General features: G+C 53.4%; 16 protein-coding genes, 6 tRNA genes and 3 rRNA genes. 17 read left to right on the top strand and 8 right to left on the bottom strand.

Going from position 1 to position 20,262, the window contains the following annotated elements:
* Nucleotides 1-5: 5 nt before the first annotated feature.
* Together PXC00_RS09735 and PXC00_RS09730 are read right to left on the bottom strand one after the other, a co-directional pair.
* Nucleotides 6-1,124 (bottom strand): DUF58 domain-containing protein, encoded by a 1,119-nt coding sequence (locus PXC00_RS09735; protein ID WP_275846222.1) that lies wholly within the window; start codon nt 1,122-1,124, stop codon nt 6-8.
* Entirely contained in the window at nt 1,121-2,101 is a 981-nt protein-coding gene (locus PXC00_RS09730; RefSeq protein ID WP_407654269.1) for an AAA family ATPase, read from the bottom strand. Before PXC00_RS09730 ends, PXC00_RS09735 begins: the two co-directional genes overlap by 4 nt.
* A gap of 201 nt (nt 2,102-2,302) precedes the next feature.
* Between PXC00_RS09730 and PXC00_RS09725 the strand changes: the two genes are divergently transcribed.
* The 12 genes from PXC00_RS09725 (at nt 2,303) to PXC00_RS09670 (ending at nt 9,605) form a co-directional block, all read left to right on the top strand.
* Entirely contained in the window at nt 2,303-2,674 is a 372-nt protein-coding gene (locus PXC00_RS09725; RefSeq protein ID WP_316934939.1) for an anti-sigma factor antagonist, read from the top strand.
* Nucleotides 2,658-3,101, top strand: a complete 444-nt coding sequence (spoIIAB, locus tag PXC00_RS09720; protein WP_275846218.1) for an anti-sigma F factor — start codon at nt 2,658-2,660, stop codon at nt 3,099-3,101. The genes PXC00_RS09725 and spoIIAB overlap by 17 nt, the downstream gene beginning before the upstream one ends.
* Nucleotides 3,094-3,741 (top strand): sigma-70 family RNA polymerase sigma factor, encoded by a 648-nt coding sequence (locus tag PXC00_RS09715; RefSeq protein ID WP_275846216.1) that lies wholly within the window; start codon nt 3,094-3,096, stop codon nt 3,739-3,741. The genes spoIIAB and PXC00_RS09715 overlap by 8 nt, the downstream gene beginning before the upstream one ends.
* A 403-nt stretch (nt 3,742-4,144) precedes the next feature.
* Nucleotides 4,145-5,657 (top strand): 16S ribosomal RNA (locus PXC00_RS09710).
* Between the two features lie 133 nt (nt 5,658-5,790).
* Nucleotides 5,791-5,866, top strand: a tRNA-Ala gene (locus PXC00_RS09705).
* Between the two features lie 32 nt (nt 5,867-5,898).
* Nucleotides 5,899-5,975, top strand: a tRNA-Ile gene (locus PXC00_RS09700).
* A gap of 171 nt (nt 5,976-6,146) precedes the next feature.
* Nucleotides 6,147-8,982: ribosomal RNA gene (locus tag PXC00_RS09695) — 23S ribosomal RNA — on the top strand.
* A gap of 70 nt (nt 8,983-9,052) precedes the next feature.
* Nucleotides 9,053-9,128: transfer RNA gene (locus tag PXC00_RS09690), tRNA-Lys, on the top strand.
* A gap of 2 nt (nt 9,129-9,130) precedes the next feature.
* Nucleotides 9,131-9,205 (top strand) — tRNA-Glu (locus PXC00_RS09685).
* A gap of 61 nt (nt 9,206-9,266) precedes the next feature.
* Nucleotides 9,267-9,383, top strand: a 5S ribosomal RNA gene (gene rrf / locus PXC00_RS09680).
* Together the 16S, 23S and 5S rRNA genes with 6 tRNA genes alongside form the textbook arrangement of a ribosomal RNA operon.
* 7 nt (nt 9,384-9,390) lie before the next feature.
* Nucleotides 9,391-9,466 (top strand) — tRNA-Asn (locus PXC00_RS09675).
* A 62-nt stretch (nt 9,467-9,528) separates the two neighbouring features.
* A tRNA-Ile gene (locus PXC00_RS09670) sits at nt 9,529-9,605 on the top strand.
* A gap of 354 nt (nt 9,606-9,959) precedes the next feature.
* Here the strand turns inward: PXC00_RS09670 and hydF are convergent.
* The 5 genes from hydF to PXC00_RS09645 all read right to left on the bottom strand — a co-directional run bounded on the left by hydF (nt 9,960) and on the right by PXC00_RS09645 (nt 16,319).
* Nucleotides 9,960-11,186, bottom strand: coding sequence for a [FeFe] hydrogenase H-cluster maturation GTPase HydF (gene hydF, locus PXC00_RS09665; RefSeq protein ID WP_275845348.1), 1,227 nt, complete (start codon nt 11,184-11,186; stop codon nt 9,960-9,962).
* Between the two features lie 12 nt (nt 11,187-11,198).
* Nucleotides 11,199-12,617: a [FeFe] hydrogenase H-cluster radical SAM maturase HydG gene (hydG, locus tag PXC00_RS09660; protein WP_275845346.1), complete on the bottom strand. Its 1,419-nt coding sequence runs from the start codon at nt 12,615-12,617 to the stop codon at nt 11,199-11,201.
* 40 nt (nt 12,618-12,657) lie between these two features.
* On the bottom strand, nt 12,658-13,725 hold the full coding sequence (gene hydE / locus PXC00_RS09655) for a [FeFe] hydrogenase H-cluster radical SAM maturase HydE (RefSeq protein ID WP_275845344.1): 1,068 nt from the start codon (nt 13,723-13,725) through the stop codon (nt 12,658-12,660).
* On the bottom strand, nt 13,722-13,979 hold the full coding sequence (locus tag PXC00_RS09650; RefSeq protein WP_275845342.1) for a TM1266 family iron-only hydrogenase system putative regulator: 258 nt from the start codon (nt 13,977-13,979) through the stop codon (nt 13,722-13,724). Before PXC00_RS09650 ends, hydE begins: the two co-directional genes overlap by 4 nt.
* Before the next feature lie 183 nt (nt 13,980-14,162).
* Complete coding sequence (locus PXC00_RS09645; RefSeq protein WP_316934938.1) at nt 14,163-16,319, bottom strand: helix-turn-helix transcriptional regulator; 2,157 nt, start codon at nt 16,317-16,319, stop codon at nt 14,163-14,165.
* Between the two features lie 293 nt (nt 16,320-16,612).
* On the opposite strand from PXC00_RS09645, the gene PXC00_RS09640 reads away from it, so the two are divergent.
* The 5 genes from PXC00_RS09640 to PXC00_RS09620 all read left to right on the top strand — a co-directional run bounded on the left by PXC00_RS09640 (nt 16,613) and on the right by PXC00_RS09620 (nt 18,811).
* The gene (locus tag PXC00_RS09640; RefSeq protein ID WP_275845338.1) at nt 16,613-17,269 is read left to right on the top strand and encodes an NAD(P)H-hydrate epimerase; all 657 of its coding nucleotides are present in this window, start codon (nt 16,613-16,615) and stop codon (nt 17,267-17,269) included.
* Between the two features lie 124 nt (nt 17,270-17,393).
* Nucleotides 17,394-17,582: a hypothetical protein gene (locus PXC00_RS09635; RefSeq protein ID WP_275845336.1), complete on the top strand. Its 189-nt coding sequence runs from the start codon at nt 17,394-17,396 to the stop codon at nt 17,580-17,582.
* A complete protein-coding gene (locus PXC00_RS09630; protein ID WP_275845334.1) occupies nt 17,575-17,754 on the top strand; it encodes a hypothetical protein in 180 nt (59 codons plus the stop codon). Before PXC00_RS09635 ends, PXC00_RS09630 begins: the two co-directional genes overlap by 8 nt.
* 351 nt (nt 17,755-18,105) lie before the next feature.
* Nucleotides 18,106-18,471 carry a FlxA-like family protein gene (locus PXC00_RS09625; protein ID WP_275845332.1) on the top strand — a complete coding sequence of 122 codons (366 nt, stop codon included), beginning with the start codon at nt 18,106-18,108 and terminating at the stop codon, nt 18,469-18,471.
* Nucleotides 18,472-18,538: 67 nt separating this feature from the next.
* Nucleotides 18,539-18,811 carry a hypothetical protein gene (locus tag PXC00_RS09620; protein WP_275845330.1) on the top strand — a complete coding sequence of 91 codons (273 nt, stop codon included), beginning with the start codon at nt 18,539-18,541 and terminating at the stop codon, nt 18,809-18,811.
* A gap of 3 nt (nt 18,812-18,814) precedes the next feature.
* On the opposite strand, the gene dinB is transcribed toward PXC00_RS09620, so the two are convergent.
* A complete protein-coding gene (gene dinB, locus PXC00_RS09615; protein WP_275845329.1) occupies nt 18,815-20,038 on the bottom strand; it encodes a DNA polymerase IV in 1,224 nt (407 codons plus the stop codon).
* Nucleotides 20,039-20,262: the final 224 nt, after the last annotated feature.

Raw genomic sequence — 20,262 nt, 5'->3', positions numbered from 1 at the left:
CTCCTTTACAACTGCAGGCCGTCAAGCGTGTCTGCAAGACTGCTGGGTGTAACGCCGCAGCAGCGGCAGGGTGCATCTGGCGGGGCGGCCTGTCCGCAGCAAAAAACGAAGGCGCTTTCGGGCAGCAGGTGCCAGGGGATTTCTGTGCCTGAAGTGATGTACAGCAGCTGGCGGCCGTTCTCCGGCACACGTGAAGCCAGCGCGGAGGCAGCCTGTTGCGGTTCTGCGGACAGCAGTCCGGCCGTCGCTTCCTCTGCTGCTGTTTCCGAGACAATTGCGACGGTGTGAAGCGTTCCGCTGCCGAACCAGAGCAGTCGGTGCTGCTGCCCGCCTGCGAGCAGTGCATGGGACAGGGCAAGCACAGTTTCCGCGGCACAGCTGCAGACTTCCGGCGGGGCTTCCTGCAGTTCCAGCAGAAGGTCCGGACCTGCCGGCAGCGGCAGGCTGCCCTGCCGTACCATCAGGCTGCCGCGCTTTTCACTCAGTTTCCAATGAATGCTGTTCAGCCGGTCGCCCGGCAGATATTCCCGTATTTCAAACGGCTCTGAAGCGTCATTTCCGGCATGATGCGGGTCGTACTCGGCACTGTCCCAAGCAGCGTCCGCAGCAGATGCGGCGGCAATCTGCAAGTTGGGCAGATTCGGCAGGACCAAAGCATACAGCATTTTTTGCGGTATTGCGCAGTTCCGGTCAAAAAGGCCGAACAGATCGCACACAGCTGCTTTTTCAATGGTCAGTTCCAGTTTTCCGCAATACGGTGAAGCCACCGGAATTTGTATGATGTTTTCGCCCGCCGATACCGGAAAGCGAAGCTTCTGTCGAAAGTGTTCGCTGGTCAGTGTGTTGCGACAGGTGTAGCGCAAAATCAGCTGTCCGGTGGGAATACGGGAAGTGCTGCGCACACATAGCTGAAACACCGCCGTTTCTCCCTGCCGAACAGCACGGGATTGCTGCCGAACGGTGCAGGAAAGGTGCTTTTTCGCGGGGAGCAGCAGAAAAAACGAGCACAGCGGCAGCACCAGAAGAAACAGCAGCAGGAACAGGGAAAAGGAACCGGTGTAAAAAATCAAAAAGAGCGCCGCGCCCAAAAGCGCCAAAGCGTATGCCACACGGGCGCCGGTCATTTCGTGCTCCCTGCGCCGGGTGCGGGCAAGGTCTGCAGAATGTTCCGCAGAACACCCTGTGCGGTTTCGCTGCTCAGTTTGGCCTGCGGGGAGAGCAGCACGCGGTGGCTGAGTGCATCCGAAAACACAAAGCGGATATCCTCCGGTACCACATAGTCGCGCCCCTGCAGGTATGCGCACGCGCGTGCCAGCGATGCCACTGCCAAAGAACCGCGCGGGCTGGCGCCGAGTTTCAGCAAGGGCGTTTCGCGCGTTGCGGCAGTTAGGCGGACAATATACGCCAAAATGGAATCTTCACAGTAAACCTGCGCGGCCTCCTGCCGCATTTGGAGCAGCTCCTGCGCGGTGGCAGCCGGCTGTACGGCGGCGAGGGGATCGCCGGTGTGCCGCCGCAAGATTTCCATTTCATCCTCCTGTGCCGGGTACCCCATGGAAAGCCGTACAGTAAAGCGGTCCAGCTGGCTTTCCGGCAGCAGCTGGGTTCCTGCGCTGCCCACCGGATTTTGCGTTGCAATGACGATGAATGGCTTCGGCAGCGGATGTGTAACACCGTCCACAGTTACACGCCCTTCCTCCATCGCCTCCAGCAGGGCGCTCTGCGTTTTGCTGCTGGTGCGGTTGATTTCATCCGCCAGCAGCAGGTTGCACATGGCTGCACCGGGCTGAAAAACGAATTTTTCGGATGCCTTATTATAGATAGTAAATCCGGTGACATCGGAAGGCAGAATATCCGGCGTGAACTGAATGCGTTTGCATTCCAGCTGCATGGCGCGTGAAAACGCGAGCGCCAGCGTGGTTTTGCCGACGCCGGGAATATCCTCCAGCAGAATGTGCCCGCCGGAAAGAATGACCATCAGGGTTTTTGTCAGAATTTCGTCCTTGCCGACAACGGCTTTGCGGACTTCCTGCAGAATTTGGGCGGCTTTTGTGTGCATTTCCATTTCCTCCTCAGCGCGGCAGTGCGCCATGCTGTTCATAATCAGTTCCTTTCATTATAAGTGTATTTTACGGAACTGTAAATAAACGTTTGGATTTTTGGCAAAAACGCAGGGCGGCGACAGAAACCGTTCGTTTTCTCGGCTGCTTTACGGTATAGTAAAACTTGTCCCAGCAGTCTGTGGCGGCGGGACAGAAGGCAGAGATTAAAAATTACCGGAATGGAAGGAAGTTGTCGCTTCATGGGAAACAATGCGCAGCCAAAGCCGGAAGAAAAATGCCCGGTGCGGCTGAAACTGCGGGACGATGTGCTGACCGCGCTGCTTTTCGGGGAAATTGACCATCACTCCGCGCGGGAAATCCGCGAGGAAATCGACATGACCGCCATGCGCGTACGCCCGGCGCAGCTGGTGCTGGACTTTGGCGGTGTGCAGTTTATGGACAGCTCCGGCGTCGGGCTGATTTTGGGGCGCTGTAAACTTACGCAGCTGTGGCAGGGGCAGATTATTGTACAGAATATGCCACCGAAGCTGGAACGGATTGTCTCCATGGCGGGGCTGACGGATTTGTGTACATTCAGAAAGGAGCCGGTAAAAGATGAAAGCGACGAATGAAATGCACCTGCACTTTCCCAGTGTCAGTGCGAACGAAGGCTTTGCGCGGGCGGCGGTAGCTGCTTTTGCCGTGCAGCTGGATCCGACCCTGGACGAGCTGTGCGACTTGAAGACCGCAGTTTCCGAGGCGGTGACGAATGCCATTGTGCACGGCTATAAGGATGCAATCGGTACCGTGTACATAGATTGCCGGCTGCTGCCGGAAAATAAAATTCAGGTACGGGTGCGCGACCGCGGCTGCGGGATTGCCGATATTGCGCAGGCGATGGAACCATTATATACAACAGCGGGCGAGGAGCGCGCAGGACTTGGCTTCGCGGTCATGAAAAGTTTTACAGACAAGCTTCGGGTACAGAGCAAACCCGGCGGCGGCACCACGGTGACCATGGAAAAGACGTTTTCGCCGCGCGTCCGCCAGAATGGATAGGGAGGAGCGCGTCACACGGAACCTCGGGCTGGCACACGCCTGCGCAAACCGGTTTCGCGGGCGCGGAATTGAGTATGATGATTTGTATCAGGCAGCCTGTGTCGGTCTGGTGCAGGCGGCAGACCGCTTTGACGAAAGCCGTGGGCTGCAGTTTTCCACATATGCGGTGCCGGTGATTCTGGGCGAAGTCCGCCGCCTGTTTCGGGAGGGTGGCGCGGTCAAGGTCAGCCGAGGTCTGCGCGAACTTTCCCGCAAAGTCAGCGCAGAAGCCAAGGACTTTGCGGAGGAATACGGAAGAATGCCTTCCGTGACGGAACTTGCGCAGCGGATGCAGCTTGATCCGGAAACCGCCGCCCAGGCGCTCGGTGCGCTGCAGACACCGATTTCGCTGACCGCAGAGGATGAGGAAGGCGGCATGATGGATCTGCCGGACGAACCGCATGAAGAGGAACTGACCGATGCCCTCAGTCTGCAGCAGGTGATGGGAACGCTGGAACCGAAGGATCGCAAGCTGCTCTATTTCCGCTACTTTCAGAGCCGCACGCAGACGCAGACTGCGCAGGCGCTGGGAATGACGCAGGTGCAGGTTTCCCGACGGGAAAAAAAGATATTGAGCGCGCTGCGAAAAGAACTGGGATGAGAAGAAAAGTCGAAGGTGCATATCTCGTGTCGAAGTAAAGAATTCGGGGCAGATCTGGTGGTCAGAACCTGCCACGAATCTTTTTTTGACTTTTTTTAAAAAAGGTGTTGACAGGCGGGGAATGGCGTGGTATTATATATGAGTCGCCGCGAGAGAGACACAAAAAACTAAACAAGCTGCTGCAAAGCGGGGCGGGAAGTTGAAAGGTGTTTGTCGAGAATGACGGCAGCAGGACCTTGAAAATTAAACAACGATGACAGAATGAACGGACCCGAAAATTCCGAGAGGAATGGCGAGAAGCTGACTCGCGAAAAAACAGCAAAAGCGATACGCAAGCGTATCTATTGAGAGCTTTCAAAAGCTTTAAGATTGATTTGGGCATCGAAAGATGTTTAGATATCATATTTTAGAGAGTTTGATCCTGGCTCAGGACGAACGCTGGCGGCGTGCCTAACACATGCAAGTCGAACGAAGCTTAGGACTTCGGTTTTAAGCTTAGTGGCGGACGGGTGAGTAACGCGTGAGTAACCTGCCTTACAGAGGGGGATAACGTCTGGAAACGGACGCTAATACCGCATGACATTTCAGCACCACATGGTGCAGAAATCAAAGGAGCAATCCGCTGTAAGATGGACTCGCGTCCGATTAGCTAGATGGTGAGATAACAGCCCACCATGGCGACGATCGGTAGCCGGACTGAGAGGTTGAACGGCCACATTGGGACTGAGACACGGCCCAGACTCCTACGGGAGGCAGCAGTGGGGGATATTGCACAATGGAGGAAACTCTGATGCAGCAACGCCGCGTGAAGGAAGACGGTCTTCGGATTGTAAACTTTTGTACTTGGGGACGATAATGACGGTACCCAAGCAGCAAGCTCCGGCTAACTACGTGCCAGCAGCCGCGGTAATACGTAGGGAGCGAGCGTTGTCCGGATTTACTGGGTGTAAAGGGTGCGTAGGCGGCTTGGCAAGTCAGTTGTGAAAACTATGGGCTCAACCCATAGCCTGCAATTGAAACTGTTGAGCTTGAGTGAAGTAGAGGTAGGTGGAATTCCCGGTGTAGCGGTGAAATGCGTAGAGATCGGGAGGAACACCAGTGGCGAAGGCGACCTACTGGGCTTTAACTGACGCTGAGGCACGAAAGCATGGGTAGCAAACAGGATTAGATACCCTGGTAGTCCATGCCGTAAACGATGATTACTAGGTGTGGGGGGTCTGACCCCCTCCGTGCCGGAGTTAACACAATAAGTAATCCACCTGGGGAGTACGACCGCAAGGTTGAAACTCAAAGGAATTGACGGGGGCCCGCACAAGCAGTGGAGTATGTGGTTTAATTCGAAGCAACGCGAAGAACCTTACCAGGTCTTGACATCCAGCTAACGAAGCAGAGATGCATTAGGTGCCCTTCGGGGAAAGCTGAGACAGGTGGTGCATGGTTGTCGTCAGCTCGTGTCGTGAGATGTTGGGTTAAGTCCCGCAACGAGCGCAACCCTTACTGTTAGTTGCTACGCAAGAGCACTCTAGCAGGACTGCCGTTGACAAAACGGAGGAAGGTGGGGACGACGTCAAATCATCATGCCCCTTATGACCTGGGCTACACACGTACTACAATGGCCATTAACAAAGAGAAGCGAAACCGCGAGGTGGAGCAAACCTATAAAAATGGTCTCAGTTCGGATTGTAGGCTGAAACCCGCCTGCATGAAGTTGGAATTGCTAGTAATCGCGGATCATAATGCCGCGGTGAATACGTTCCCGGGCCTTGTACACACCGCCCGTCACACCATGGGAGCCGGTAATACCCGAAGTCAGTTGCCTAACCGCAAGGAGGGCGCTGCCGAAGGTAGGATTGGCGACTGGGGTGAAGTCGTAACAAGGTAGCCGTATCAGAAGGTGCGGCTGGATCACCTCCTTTCTATGGAGAGCTGAGCAGATGAAACAAGCTGCTCTAACATCCAAGGTTGGTCGGATCCGTCTGTTAATCGTTGTTTAATTTTGAGGGTCTTGAAAGAGACACTCAAAGGTGGATGGGAAACAGCCACCAGTATGGGGGTATAGCTCAGCTGGGAGAGCGCCTGCTTTGCAAGCAGGAGGTCAACGGTTCGATCCCGTTTATCTCCACCAGGGGCTTCTGGTGAGAACCGGAGCCGGGAAATGGGCTTATAGCTCAGCCGGTTAGAGCGCACGCCTGATAAGCGTGAGGTCGGTGGTTCGAGTCCACCTAAGCCCACCAGTGGGGAGACCCCCACGGGGAAACCCGAAAGGCAGCTGTACATTGAAAACTGAATAAAGAAAGATTGCGAAAACGATATCAAGTAAAGTTAAAAAAATTACTACAATTTTGCAATTTACGAGTTCATGTTGAAGAACGAACAATATGAAGCATGAGAACCAAAGAACACATGGTCAAGCTACAAAGAGCGCAAGGGGAATGCCTTGGCACTGGAAGCCGAAGAAGGACGCAACGAACTGCGATAAGCTATGGGGAGCCGTAAGTAGGCCGTGATCCATAGATTTCCGAATGGAGCAATCCGGCTGGAGTCATGTCCAGTCATCGTAAAGTGAATTCATAGCTTTGCGAGGGGAACCGCCTGAACTGAAACATCTAAGTAGGGCGAGGAAGAGACATCAAATGAGATTCTGCTAGTAGTGGCGAGCGAACGCGGAAGAGGCCAAACCGAGGGTAGCAATACTTTCGGGGTTCGGACAGCATTTAGCATGCAGAGCTTTAGTTGAACGGTCTGGGAAGGCCGGCCAAAGAATGTGAGAGCCACGTAAACGAAAAGGCGAAGCAGCGAGCTGTATCCAGAGTACCGCCGGACACGTGAAACCCGGTGGGAAGACGGGGGGACCACCCTCCAAGCCTAAATACTACCCAGTGACCGATAGAGAATAGTACTGTGAAGGAAAGGTGAAAAGCACCCCGGGAGGGGAGTGAAATAGAACCTGAAACCTTGTGCTTACAAGCACCGAGAGCCCGTCAAAGGGTGATCGGGTACCTTTTGTAGAATGGTCCGGCGAGTGAATGTAACTGGCAAGGTTAAGGACTTCAGGTCCGGAGCCGTAGCGAGAGCAAGTCTGAATAGGGCGCACAAAGTCAGTTGTATTCGACCCGAAACCGGGTGACCTACCCATGTCCAGGTTGAAGTGAGGGTAAAACCTCATGGAGGACCGAACCGACTCCCGTTGAAATGGTAGCGGATGAGGTGTGGGTAGCGGAGAAATTCCAATCGAACCCGGAGATAGCTGGTTCTCTCCGAAATAGCTTTAGGGCTAGCCTCGTACTCAAGAGATTACCGGAGGTAAAGCACTGAATGGTTAAGGGGCCGAGAGGCTACCAAGACCTATCAAACTCAGAATGCCGGATAATTGATGTACGGGAGTCAGACGGCGGGAGATAAGTTTCGTCGTCAAAAGGGAAACAGCCCAGACCCACAGCTAAGGTCCCCAAACACGGTTAAGTGGAAAAGGATGTGGGGTTGCACAGACAACCAGGATGTTGGCTCAGAAGCAGCCATACATTAAAAGAGTGCGTAATAGCTCACTGGTCGAGTGACCCTGCGCCGAAAATTTAACGGGGCTAAATCGTGTACCGAAGCTTGGGATCCGAAAGGATGGTAGGAGAGCGTTCTGTATGGGGTGAAATCAAAGCGGAAGCGTTGGTGGACTGTACAGAAGTGAGAATGCCGGAATAAGTAGCGCGAAATGTGTGAGAATCATATTGGCCGAAAGTCTAAGGATTTTGGAGGAAGGTTCGTCCGCTCCAAGTAAGCCGGGAGCTAAGGCGAGGCCGAAAGGCGTAGTCGATGCACATACGGTGGAAATTCCGTAGCCGCCAAAAGATTTAAGATAAGTGACACCTGCAAAGCGAATAACCCGGGCGATGGTTGCCCCGGGCGCAAGGGACCGAAATTAGAGTAGGGAAGTATTCGCAGCGCAGGGCGAGAAAAGCTTATTGTATATCTGAGGCGCCCGTACCGCAAACCGACACAGGTAGACAGGAAGAGAATTCTAAGGCCAACGGGAGAAGGGTAGTTAAGGAACTCGGCAAATTGGCCCCGTAACTTCGGAATAAGGGGCGCCTCCCTCAGGGGAGGCCGCAGTGAAAAGGCTCAGGCGACTGTTTATCAAAAACACAGGTTTCTGCCAAATCGAAAGATGACGTATAGGAGCTGACACCTGCCCGGTGCTGGAAGGTTAAGAGGAGATGTGCAAGCATTGAATTGAAGCCCCAGTAAACGGCGGCCGTAACTATAACGGTCCTAAGGTAGCGAAATTCCTTGTCGGGTAAGTTCCGACCCGCACGAATGGTGTAACGATCTGAGCACTGTCTCAATTACCCGCCCGGCGAAATTGTAGTACCGGTGAAGATGCCGGTTACCCGCGACAAGACGGAAAGACCCCATGGAGCTTTACTGCAGTTTAATATTGGGTTTCGATGGTTTATGTACAGGATAGGTGGGAGACATGGAAACATGCGCGCCAGCGTGTGTGGAGTCACCCTTGGGATACCACCCTTAAACCATTGGAATTCTAACCTGCGGCCGTGAAACCGGCCGGGGGACATTGTTAGACGGGCAGTTTGACTGGGGCGGTCGCCTCCTAAAAGGTAACGGAGGCGCTCAAAGGTTAGCTCGGCACGGACGGAAACCGTGCTTCTGAGTGTAAACGCAAAAGCTAGCCTAACTGCGAGGATGACAATCCGGGCAGTAACGAAAGTTGGAGTTAGTGATCCGGCGGTATGAGAGTGGAATTGCCGTCGCTCAACGGATAAAAGCTACCCTGGGGATAACAGGCTGATCTCCCCCAAGAGTCCACATCGACGGGGAGGTTTGGCACCTCGATGTCGGCTCATCACATCCTGGGGCTGTATTCGGTCCCAAGGGTTCGGCTGTTCGCCGATTAAAGTGGTACGCGAGCTGGGTTCAGAACGTCGTGAGACAGTTCGGTCCCTATCTGTCGTGGGCGCAGGATATTTGAGGAGAGCTGTCCTTAGTACGAGAGGACCGGGATGGACGCACCGCTGGCGCACCAGTTGTCATGCCAATGGCACAGCTGGGCAACTAAGTGCGGATCGGATAAACGCTGAAAGCATCTAAGCGTGAAGCCGACTCCAAGATAAGATATCCCATTGCGTAAGCAAGTAAGACCCCTTGAAGACTACAAGGTTGATAGGCTGCGTGTGTAAGCATGGTAACATGTTTAGCTTGGCAGTACTAATAGGTCGAGGGCTTGACCATAGTTCATGGTTCTGTCCATATCCAATTCGTAATCTTATTCTTTATTCAGTTTTCAGTGCACAGGCAATATGCGCCATTAGCTCAGTTGGTAGAGCACCTGACTCTTAATCAGGGTGTCCGGGGTTCGAGCCCCCGATGACGCACCAACGGCCCGTTGGTCAAGCGGTTAAGACAGCGGCCTCTCACGCCGTTAACGTGGGTTCGAATCCCGCACGGGTCACCATTAGAGAATACGAAAGAAAAGTTCATATAGCTGATTACTGCGAAAGCAGATCAATTAGATTGTTGGTGCTGATGACGGTGAGGGTCCACCTGTTCCCATTCCGAACACAGAAGTTAAGCTCACTCGTGCCGAAAATACTTGGCTGGTAACGGCCCGGGAAATTAGGTAGGTGCCAACTTTTATATTCCTCCTTAGCTCAGCTGGTAGAGCATGCGGCTGTTAACCGCAGGGTCGTTGGTTCGAGCCCAACAGGGGGAGCCAAATTGGAGAGCGGTAAGCCGTTCTCCTTTTTTTGAATGCCGGTGTTTTGTCCGGTGTTTTGCGGGCCATTAGCTCAGTTGGTTAGAGCAGCCGGCTCATAACCGGTCGGTCCGGGGTTCGAGTCCCTGATGGCCCACCATGAAGAAAGTCCCGAAAGCCAGTATTTATTCGGCATTCGGGACTTTTTGGATTTTTGTTAGCGCAAAACAATTAAGTAATAACCCTTGAACGATAGCAGCGAGCGCTCAAAAAATTTTGTGATAAGTAAGTGTTTATCCGGAATTTTTTGTGCGTGCAGCTTTCGTTTAAGGGCTTTTTTAATTGCGCGAGCAGCATAATCACGAACAAAAAAAGAACCTGCTATGCTTTCCTATGGTCGTGTGACCGCTTTTTTAGCATAGCAGGTTTTCTTCAACGGGCGATGTAAAGCAGTTCGCTGTAAAGGAAGCAACACTGCGAATTGTATAGGTGCTTCTGTTTTTACGCTGTTATTCTAAGACTGCGCATCACGATCATTCTCGTTCAGCAGTGCGAGCAGATTCGGAAACAACGCAATGCTGCGTTTCAGGATTCCTTTCATACGGGCAATGGCAATGCCGTAGTTGGTCATGGGAACATTCTGCTCCTGCGCGCAGCGGCGGCGATACTGCATTTCACGCTCATTTAGCATACAGGCGCCACAATGTATAATCAGCTTGTAACGCTGCAAATCCTCCGGAAATTCTCCGCCGGAGGTAAACGAGAAAGCAGGCTGACTGCCGGTATAAGTACGAATCCAGCGCGGCAGTTTCACGGTGCCAATATCGTCACACTGCCGGTGGTGCGTGCAGCCCTCGGCAATTAAAATGGCATCCCCATCCTGCAAAGTATCCAGCGCCGCGGCACCCTGAATGGCCGTTTCCAAGACGCCCTTGTATCGTGCAAACAGAATCGAAAAGGAAGTCAGAGGAATCTCCGGCGGAACCACTGCGGATACCTCGGCAAATGCCTGACTGTCCGTTATGACCATGCGCGGCTTTTTTCCGAGGGAGTGCAGCGTTTCGTGCAGTCCGGTTTCCTTGACCACGATGGCGGTGGCGTTGGATTCCAAGATATCGCGGATGGTCTGCTGTTGCGGCAAAATCAGCCGTCCTTTCGGTGCGGCAGAGTCAATCGGAACCACCAGAACCACAAGGTCGGCGGGGGCGAGCAAGTCCCCGACTAGCCGCTTTTCCGGTTCCTGTGGAGCTGCCAGTGCGGCAAGGCGTTCCTTGAGCTGTTCAATATTCTGCTTTTTTTCTGCACTGATACAGATTTCCTTGGGGCCGGTCTGTCTTGGCGCGGCAAGCAGGTCACATTTGTTGTATACAATTAAATACGGCAGCTGCTTCTGCGCAAAGAGCTGCAGAAGCGCTTTTTCTTCCGCGCCGCAGCCCCGTGCTGCGTCGACAACCAGAACGGCGGCATCCGTTTTGTTCAGAACCTGCCGTGCCTTTTTGACGCGCAGTTCCCCTAAAGGGCCTTCGTCATCAATGCCGGGCGTGTCAATGAGCACGACCGGACCCAGCGGCAAAATTTCCATAGCTTTGTAAACCGGGTCGGTGGTAGTTCCCTTTACATCGGAAACCACAGCGAGGTTCTGTCCGGTCAACGCGTTGATGACGCTGGACTTGCCGGCGTTGCGCTTTCCGAAAATGCCGATATGCACGCGGTTTGCGCTTGGCGTATCATTCATGCCCATGGTTTTGCTCCTTTAAACACGGAAATCGCGCTGACCGTTTTCAATATTGACAAGGTTTTGACGCACCAGTTCCCGCATCTTTTCACTGGGGATATTCGGAATCTGCGCTTCGATGAGTTTCTTTCCCACGGTGCGGGTGTCCGGCGATGCGTAGTCCTGCAGATACTCTTTGAGTGTCATGAGTGCGTTCGGCAGACAGCAGTTTTGAATTTGACCGCTTTTGCACAAGCTCATAAAGCGGTCACCGGTGCGTCCGGCGCGGTAACAGGCCGTGCAGAAACTTGGAATGTAACCCATCTGCATCAGCCAATTGACGACTTCATCCAGTGGGCGTTTGTCACTGACATCGAACTGCTCCGAGCTTTCACCTGCCGGTTCCGGCTCACAGTATCCGCCGACGCTGGTATGAGAACCGCCGCTGATTTGTGAAACACCGAGGTGCAGGACTTTTTCACGGCACGCTTTGCTTTCGCGTGTGGAAATAATCATACCGGTGTAAGGCACCGCCACACGGATGCAGGCGACGATTTTGGCAAAGGTGTCGTCATCGATGCCGTTGTCAAACACATCGGGATCAATATCATCTGCGCGGCGGATGCGCGGCACGCTGATGGTATGCGGACCAACGCCGTGTACGGCCTCCAAATGCTCTGCGTGCATTAAAAGTGCCGCGAACTCATAGCGGTACAGTTCCAGCCCGAATAGCACGCCGATACCCACATCGTCGATGCCGCCTTCCATGGCGCGGTCCATCGCTTCCGTGTGGTAAGTGTAATTATGCTTTGGCCCGATGGGGTGCAGTCGCTCATAGCTTTCTTTATGATAGGTTTCCTGAAACAGAATGTATGTGCCGATGCCCGCCGCCTTCAGTTTACGGTAATTTTCCACCGTTGTAGCGGCAATGTTGACGTTTACCCGACGGATAGAGCCATTGTTGTGTTTGGTGCTGTAAATGGTCTTAATACACTCCAGAATATAATCAATCGGATTGTTGACCGGATCTTCGCCAGCCTCAATAGCAAGGCGTTTGTGCCCCATATCTTCCAGAGCTGCTACTTCGCGTGCGACCTCTTCCTGCGTCAGCTTTTTGCGGGCAATGTGCTTGTTTTTTTGATGGTACGGACAGTACACACAGCCGTTGACACAGTAATTGGAAAGGTACAGCGGCGCAAACAGCACAATGCGGTTGCCGTAAAAATCTTTTTTAATCTGCTCTGCCAGCGCATAGATTTCCTGATTCTTTTCCGGAATCTGGCAGTCCAGAAGCACGGCGGCCTCACGGTGGGACAGACCCTTGCGCAGCTTTGCTTTTTCCAGGATGCGGTCAATCAGCTCCGCGTTGCGGCAGTTTGCCTTGGCGTATTCCAGGGTTTCCAGTACTTCTTCGTGAGAAATAAATTCTTCGGCTTTCAGAGACTTTGGATTGTACATAGATGGTTTCCTTTCTTGCGGGTCAGAAAAATCTTTCCCGTCAGTGAGAATATGAAGATGAATGAAGATAATCGCCCCGCGAAACGGTCAGTTGATAACCGATTCGCTCCATGCGGCGCGCCAGACAGAGGCGGCATTCCGCCGCTTCCTCTCCGGTGCAGATTTTGTTATCGTAAAGCATATATTTTTTCCGCACGGAAACCGGCGAAAGGTTGGGCATAACAACATTGGCGCCCGCCAGGATTCCCAGTTCGCGCCCCTGGGGGTGAATGGTGCCGAGCGCCGTGGTGGCAGGCAGCAGCACATTTGGCAGCAACAGGCGCAGCACACCCAGCAAAAACAGCGTTTGTTCCAGTGTGCCGGCAGGTTTGTCTGCAAAGGGGGTCTGATGCTGCGGGATGAACGGACCAATCCCGACCATATGCGGGTTCAGCTCCTTGGTGAACAGCAGGTCTTCTGCCAGGCATTCCACTGTTTGATATGGCGAACCGACCATGAAGCCGCAGCCGACCTGATAGCCCAATGCTTTTAAGTTCCGCAGGCAGCGCTTTCGGTTTTCCAAAGAGAGCTCCGGTGGGTGCAGTTTGGCGTAATGGGCGGCATTCGCCGTTTCATGCCGCAGCAGGTAGCGGTCTGCACCGGCTGCACGGTAAAGCGCGTAGCTTTCACGGCTTTTCTCACCGATGGAAAGGGTTACGGCGCAGTCCGGGTGTCGCTGCTTGATGCGGCGTACCAGTGTCGCGATACGCTCGTCAGTGAAGTACGGGTCCTCGCCGCCCTGCAGCACATAGGTGCGGAATCCCAGCTCGTAACCGGCGTCGCAGCACTCCAGAATCTGTTCCGGCGTCAGCCGATAACGCTGTGCCTGTGCGTTGCTTCTGCGAATGCCACAGTAGTAGCAGTCGTTTTTGCAGAAGTTGGTAAATTCAATCAGCCCCCGCATATAAACATCGTGTCCGTACACGCGGTGTCGTGCGTTACGTGCCTTTGCAAACAGATACTGGGCGGTTTCCGCCGAAGTGTCCTGCAGCAGCTCCAGCAGCGCCTGCCTGCCAAGCGTGTGGGTTTCGGCAAGCGTGTCAATCAGCTTTTTGGAAGCGGTGTTCATGTTTCTGTTTTTACGTTGGAATACGCCACTTTGGTGCTGACGCCGGGCAGCCTGCCGATTTTTCCGGACAGGGCGCTGATGACTGTCTGCGGTGCGTCTATGGCAATGCTGATGATTGCCAGTCCTTTTTTGCGGTAAGGGATTCCCATGCGCCCGATGATATAGGTGGCATAGGCGTGCAGAATGGTGTTCAGTGTCTCTACCGAATCCGGATTTTCCACAATGATGCCCACAAGGGCTACCCGTTCTTCCATGTGTTTCCTCCTTTTCTGGCAGCTTTCCCGCACTGCTGCTGCGGGCGACCCTTCACGCAGAATGAATCTTGGTGTCGGCATTCGCCTGTAGCGCAAAAGAGGAAACCTGCGGCTGTATGTTCTCTATCATACTCATTTTGTATTTCTATGTCAACTTTTTAACAAAGCCGTGCGGTGCCTGCGTCACTTGGATTCGCCGTTTTTGCCGAACAGACTTGCTGTGCGGAAAGCGCTGGGCGTGACGCCGCGCAAACGTTTGAAGGTTTCCGTAAAGACCGGCGTTGTGCTGTAGCCAAGCTTTTTGGCAATGCTGTTGACCGGGTCGCCAGCCGCCAGCATGGCTTCTGCCTGCTGAATCCGAAGTTCGTCGATAAAGCGGGACAGTGTCTGCCCGGTTGCTTTTTTAAACTGATGGCTCAGATTGGAGGGGGAAGTTCCAAACTCTGCCGCCATGTACTTAATGCTGAAGACAGGGGACGTGCAGTTTGTTTCAATATATTGCAGAATGGTGTGCAGGTTGCGCGGCAGGTGCTTTCCCTGCGGCAGCGGTTTTTCATCCGCATGCTTTAAAAACGCAGTAAACCAGGTGTCGATTGCCTGGCACACGGTTTGCACATCTAGTCCGGGAACCTTGCTGATGAGTTCCTTGGCGCGCCCAGATTCCCCTTGGCACAAGGTGGTGCACACCGCCATCAGAACCGCGCCGCGGATGGTTTCATTGTAACCTGCCACCTGGTTTTTGATCATGCGCAGGCTGAATTCCACTTTGTCAATATTTTCCGCTTCAACGGCTTCCTGCAGCGACTGCAGCTCCAGCTGCGGATATTCCGCCGCGGCTGGCGCGCCGGGTTCCTCCGGCTGAAATTTACGGATACTCATATATGCACTGCGGATGTTCTGCACGCCCCCGACAACCTCGCTGACTGAAACGAAGTCTTCATTTTCCTGCGAAAGTTTCTGCAGAAAAGCGGTCAGCTCCCTGCGCGGCAGGTCACTGGTGACCAGAAACAGATATTTGTTTTCCATGATGTACAGGGAGTACACATTCAAATTTTCCGTATCTTTGTCTTCCATAGCAGACAGCGTTTCAAAAAGCGTGTAATTTTCCTGTGTGTCTTCCAGAAGAATACAGGCGAAGTATTTGCGCTCCACATGGATGCCTGCACGCAGGCACTGCTGTTCCAGCGCACTGCCCGACTCTACCTGATTGTCCAGAATGTAGTAGAGGTACTTTTCCCGGCGCATTTCCTGATTGGATTCCTCCAGAAAACGTTTGGAATACGCCAAGTCGTCCAATGCATAATCAATGCATTTAAACTCATCAACAAATTTTTCCTGGGTGCCATCCACTGAAAGCCGCTGCAGGATGTGCTGAATCGGCTCATAGCTTCTGCGCGAGGCATGCAGAATCAGCAGAATGCCCAGTACCATAACCACGAAGGTGACAACAGTTTCCAGAAAAATGACCGGAATCAAGTTTTCAATGAGCAGGAATTTGTTTATGCGCCACCAGACGGTGACACCGTTTGCTTTGTAGCGATATGTTAGAGTATTGGCGGGATTGTACAGCGCGGAAAGGCTGCGTGCCGCGTAGATGTCCTCCCGAACCGCAGGGTCGGAATCGTAAATGGGAATATCATTGTACAGCAGCAGGCAGGAAGCTCCCTTTGTGCTGCCCCACAGGTTTTCCAGGGTTTTGTCAGAAATAGTGAAGAGAATGTACGAAGCCGGCGGTTGGTCTTCCTCCAGCTCCAGCGGCGCGGCAATCAGCACACCATTTCCCTCGCCAACATTGTGTACGCGCATGGTGCGGATTTCGTTGCCGGTGCGCTGCAGCCGCTGAAAGTCCGCCGCCGTCAGCTGCAGGGAGCGTGTGGAGTATTGGCTGCCGGTGAGGCTGTCGTCCCGCTCCCCCTGCGATTGCCCGAGAAATTCACCTTCATGTTTCACCGTGTTGTAGGTATAAATCAGACCGCTTTCACGATTATAATAATTGACACTGTCAAAAAAAGAAGTCCAAACAGAATCCTTTGCCAGCGTTTTGGAAATTGCATAGTAAGACACCGTCAGGTCGCTCTGGGATTTCGTGTAGAAATTTGTGTCGGTACGCCGCTCGTTGACCAGCTTATACAGGATGTTCAATTCGTTGTTCATCAGTTCCAGTTTCTGCTCCGACGCGATGCGCAGATCATTTTCTGTGGAGGAAATGTTTTGATGATAAATAATGGTGAAGTTTACGATTGCAATGACAGCAACCGGAATCATTAGCAGAAAAGACAAAATCACAGTATTCCGCCGCAGAAAACGACTCTGCCCGTACTTCTTTTCGAGTTTCCGCAAGTTCTCCCGCCCTTCCCTACAGGCAATATCGCCAAATCTATTTCAGTAAAGTGTAAATCGTTCATTGATTTCTTGAATAAGTATAACAGAATCTACAAAATGATTCAACTCTTTTTGTGCGGAATCTTTAAAAAAAGCCATTGGATGATTTGGACATCGTTTCCGCAGCAAAAGCGGAGCACACATATGGCGCTAGAACAGTTGCCAAACAGCAGTTAAAAGACTATACTAAATATAAAGATTTCACCGTTCTGCCACTGCGGGCAGGCGGAGGGTATCATGGGAGGGATTTTATGAAAACCGTTACGGTTTCGCAAATGAAGCAAATTGAAAAAAACGCTGCGGAAAGTGGACTTTCTTACACACAGATGATGGAAAACGCCGGTGCGCGGGCGGCGGACTTCCTGCTGGCACAGACACCGCCGGCGCGCTCCGCTGTGGTATTCGCCGGCAAGGGCAACAATGCCGGCGACGGCTTCGTTGCGGCACGCCTGCTGAAGAAAGCGGGATGTGAGGTGACTGTTGTGCTGACGGACGGGCTTCCGCAGACTGCGGATACGTGCCGGAATCTGGAAAAGATACAGGCAATGGGCATTCCTGTTTTTGATTTTTTGGAAGAAACAGCGGCGGTGACCGCCCAGCTGAAAAATGCCTGCGTAGCTGTCGATGCTATTTACGGAACCGGTTTTCACGGCGCGCTGCGCCAGTCTATGCGGTTGGTCACCGAGGTGCTCAACGCCGGCGGGCGCTCCATACTGGCGCTGGATATGCCAAGCGGTGTCAGTGCAGACACCGGCGAAGTGTCTCCCGGTGCGGTGCGTGCCACATGGACCATGGCTTTTGACTCCCTGAAGCCCGCACATCTTTTAGAAAAATCAATTCCATTTTGTGGGGAAATCGTTCCTGTGGATATTGGCATCCCGGCGGAATGCCACGAAATACTGGAATAGAAACCGTTCATTTCCCCTGCAGCGCGCGGATATCCGCTGGCAGCCGGCATACACTAAAACACGTTCTGATTCGACTGCTTTCGTAAGTGGCCGGAAAGAACAGATTGACTGCGGAGGGATGTGCATGGAACCGCTGAAAGAGTTGCCGCTTGGTTTTGGCATGGCCTTGTTTGAAAACGAAGCGGCGGCGCAGAAATTTGCGTCTATGAACCACAGCACACGGCAGGCGGTTGTGCAGCAGGCACGGCAGGTGCATTCCAAGGAAGCAATGCGGGCTTTCGTGAACCGGATTGGAGGGGAGGCAGATGGCTGACCGACACGCCTCCAGTTCCGACCGGCACCTGTGTCTGACAGACTTGCTGGATCAGGATCTTTCCAGTTATGAGTGGTTTTACGCCCAGCCGAAGGCGGTGCAGCAAAAACTGCGGGAGGCGGACCCGTCATCGTTTGAAGAAATGCAGGCGGCGGCTTCCGCTTTTTCCTGAAAGAAAAGAACGCTGCCGCAAAAAAGCCAGAGCAGCCATACACAAACGTATGGGTTGCTCCGGCTTTTGCTTTTTATGAAATTTGCGGAACCTGCGACAACTCTGCGTGCGTGGGTTGGCGTTTTGGCGGGACTTATCTTTGATTTACCACAGGGACAGCACTTTCGGAGCCGATGCTGGAATTTTGGCGGCAGAACGGTTTGATAGACAAAAAACGACATATTTTTCACGGTAAGGCTCTATTTTCGGTTTGTTATGTGAAGGTTGTGTGATACAGATTGACATTTTCTAACAGGAAGCTTATAGTGAAAGAAAATATATGGAAGTATGTATCAGAAGGAGGTTCGTTCTATGAGCAGTTTATCTATTAACGCGACCGGCTCTGTCGGCCGCACCACATCCACCAGCAGCGACACATCGCAGCAGATCTCGCAGCTGGAAAAAGAAGAACAGAACTATGAAAAGCAGCTGACCAAACTGAAGCAGAGTGACACTTCCAGCAAGGAAGTACAGACGCAAATGCAAACCCTGCAGAATAAAATTGAGCAGCTGGAGCAGAAAATTCAGCAGTTGGAAAATCCGTCTTCCGGTTCCACTGCCGCGTCCGGTACACAGTCAGCACAGACTGCTGTAACCGCCGCGCAGCAGACCGCGCAGGTTTCTGGCAGCACATCGGCAGTCACAGACGGCACACATGAGGTGGATGTCCTGGCATAAACGCACGGACACCGCAGTCCGCAGGGAATCCCTGCGGACTTTTTGTATTTGGGAAAGGAGAATTCATATGAACGAAACACTTGCCAGACTGCTGGATGATGCGCGCGCGGACAGCCGGCTGAAAGCAGCGCTGCTTGCCACGCGCAGTGCAGCAGACCCGATGGACGCTTTCTGCACCTGTGCAACGGAACTGGGCTATCCGGTCACGGTGGGGGAACTGTTTGAAATGGGCGAACAGTTTACCGACGATATTTTCTGCAGTTGCAATGGCCGCGCGGAGGAGCCCATCGCAGAGTGGTCGGATGCCTATGAAACCTTCTTTGCCGCGCTGGGGAACTAAGCGCTATTTGCAGGCGGGTGGAAGCGGGGAAAAGCGGTCGCAGGGATTGTCGTGCAGCAGAACAGCTGGCTGCACGCAGGCGGTTCCGTAGCGCTTTTTCAGGCTGTCCAGCGCAGCATCGAGTTTTTCCTCGCGCTCACGTTCCAATTCGTCCTGAAACAGGTTTGTCTGTACGCACGCTTCTGCGGCTGTAAAATCGGAAACGGTCAGCCCAATACTGCGCAGCGGCAGTGACCAGTGATAGCTTTCCTGAAACAGCGTCAGCGCGTCTGCGGCGATTTCCCGGGTGATGTTGGTGTACTGTACGCGCGTGCGGCGGCGCGTGAAAGTGTGCAGGGACGTGTCCCGTACGCTGATGGTAACGGTTCGCGCCAGGAATGTCTGCTCTCGCAGGCGGCGGGCAACGCTGTCTGCAAGCTCCAGAAACACCCGCTTCACATCCGCTTCGCAGGTCAGGTCATGCGGCGTGGTGACAGAGTTTCCGATGGATTTCACTGCAGCTCTGCTGCCCCAGTGCTCCACCGGCGCCGTATCCAGACCATTGGCGTAGTTCCACAGAACAGCACCGCTTTTTCCGAAGCGCGCCTGCAGCACGTTCTGCGGCATTGCGGCGAGGTCGCCGATGGTATGCACACCGTATTCCAGCAGCTTTTTCTGGGTGGCGCGCCCGACGAACAGCAGATTTTCAACGGGAAGTGGCCAGATACGGCTTTTCCAGTCATTTCGCAGAAAAACCGTGGTGGCATCCGGCTTTTTGTAGTCGCTGCCCAGTTTGGCAAACACCTTGTTCCAACTGACACCGACGCTGACGGTAATGCCCAGTTCCTCACGAATCCGCCGACGGATTTCATCTGCGGTACGGACACCGGCTGCCGGGGAGGCAACACTGCCGGTGATGTCCAGCCACGCTTCATCCAGACCAAATGGTTCCACCTGGTCGGTGTACTGTAGGTACAGTGTGCGTGCGCGTTTGGAAAACTGTGTGTAAAGCGGAAAGCGCGGTGGCAGTACCACCAACTCGGGGCATTTGCGTCGCGCCTGCCAAAGTGCCTCGCCAGTTGCCACACCGCATTGTTTTGCCAGCTGATTTTTGGTCAGAATAATGCCATGCCGTTTTTCGGGGTCGCCGCCCACAGCAAAAGGCTTGTTCCGCAGTTCCGGATGGTACAGTGCCTCTACAGAAGCGTAAAAGCAGTTGCAGTCGCTGTGCAGGATGATGCGGTCCATGGTGCGCCCCCTCCTTGTGAACAAATGTTTATAAATTTATGATAGCACGAATGTTCGCGGAAAGCAATAGTCTGTGCGCACCATTTTTCGCGGGCGCCTGCCGCAGCGAAGTCTGTTAGATTCAGTAAAATATTATTGAAAAAGGAGCGGTTTTCTGCCAGGACGGGCGGCTTCTGCAAAAAGTCGCGGGGAATTTTCTTTTTCGCAAGACAAATGCCTTTTCT

This window comes from Caproicibacterium argilliputei (genome assembly GCF_029211325.2).
Taxonomy (GTDB): Bacteria; Bacillota; Clostridia; order Oscillospirales; family Acutalibacteraceae; genus Caproicibacterium; species Caproicibacterium argilliputei.
Note: the sequence above shows the minus strand (reverse complement) of the source record. Positions and strands in the feature narration are given on the sequence as shown.

Bases quoted from the DNA above. Each gene is read 5' to 3' on its own strand.
- PXC00_RS09735 (WP_275846222.1), bottom strand. From the start codon at position 1,124: ATGACCGGCGCCCGTGTGGCATACGCTTTGGCGCTTTTGGGCGCGGCG.
- PXC00_RS09730 (WP_407654269.1), bottom strand. From the start codon at position 2,101: ATGAACAGCATGGCGCACTGCCGCGCTGAGGAGGAAATGGAAATGCAC.
- PXC00_RS09725 (WP_316934939.1), top strand. From the start codon at position 2,303: ATGGGAAACAATGCGCAGCCAAAGCCGGAAGAAAAATGCCCGGTGCGG.
- spoIIAB (WP_275846218.1), top strand. From the start codon at position 2,658: ATGAAAGCGACGAATGAAATGCACCTGCACTTTCCCAGTGTCAGTGCG.
- PXC00_RS09715 (WP_275846216.1), top strand. From the start codon at position 3,094: ATGGATAGGGAGGAGCGCGTCACACGGAACCTCGGGCTGGCACACGCC.
- hydF (WP_275845348.1), bottom strand. From the start codon at position 11,186: ATGGGCATGAATGATACGCCAAGCGCAAACCGCGTGCATATCGGCATT.
- hydG (WP_275845346.1), bottom strand. From the start codon at position 12,617: ATGTACAATCCAAAGTCTCTGAAAGCCGAAGAATTTATTTCTCACGAA.
- hydE (WP_275845344.1), bottom strand. From the start codon at position 13,725: ATGAACACCGCTTCCAAAAAGCTGATTGACACGCTTGCCGAAACCCAC.
- PXC00_RS09650 (WP_275845342.1), bottom strand. From the start codon at position 13,979: ATGGAAGAACGGGTAGCCCTTGTGGGCATCATTGTGGAAAATCCGGAT.
- PXC00_RS09640 (WP_275845338.1), top strand. From the start codon at position 16,613: ATGAAAACCGTTACGGTTTCGCAAATGAAGCAAATTGAAAAAAACGCT.
- PXC00_RS09635 (WP_275845336.1), top strand. From the start codon at position 17,394: ATGGAACCGCTGAAAGAGTTGCCGCTTGGTTTTGGCATGGCCTTGTTT.
- PXC00_RS09630 (WP_275845334.1), top strand. From the start codon at position 17,575: ATGGCTGACCGACACGCCTCCAGTTCCGACCGGCACCTGTGTCTGACA.
- PXC00_RS09625 (WP_275845332.1), top strand. From the start codon at position 18,106: ATGAGCAGTTTATCTATTAACGCGACCGGCTCTGTCGGCCGCACCACA.
- PXC00_RS09620 (WP_275845330.1), top strand. From the start codon at position 18,539: ATGAACGAAACACTTGCCAGACTGCTGGATGATGCGCGCGCGGACAGC.
- dinB (WP_275845329.1), bottom strand. From the start codon at position 20,038: ATGGACCGCATCATCCTGCACAGCGACTGCAACTGCTTTTACGCTTCT.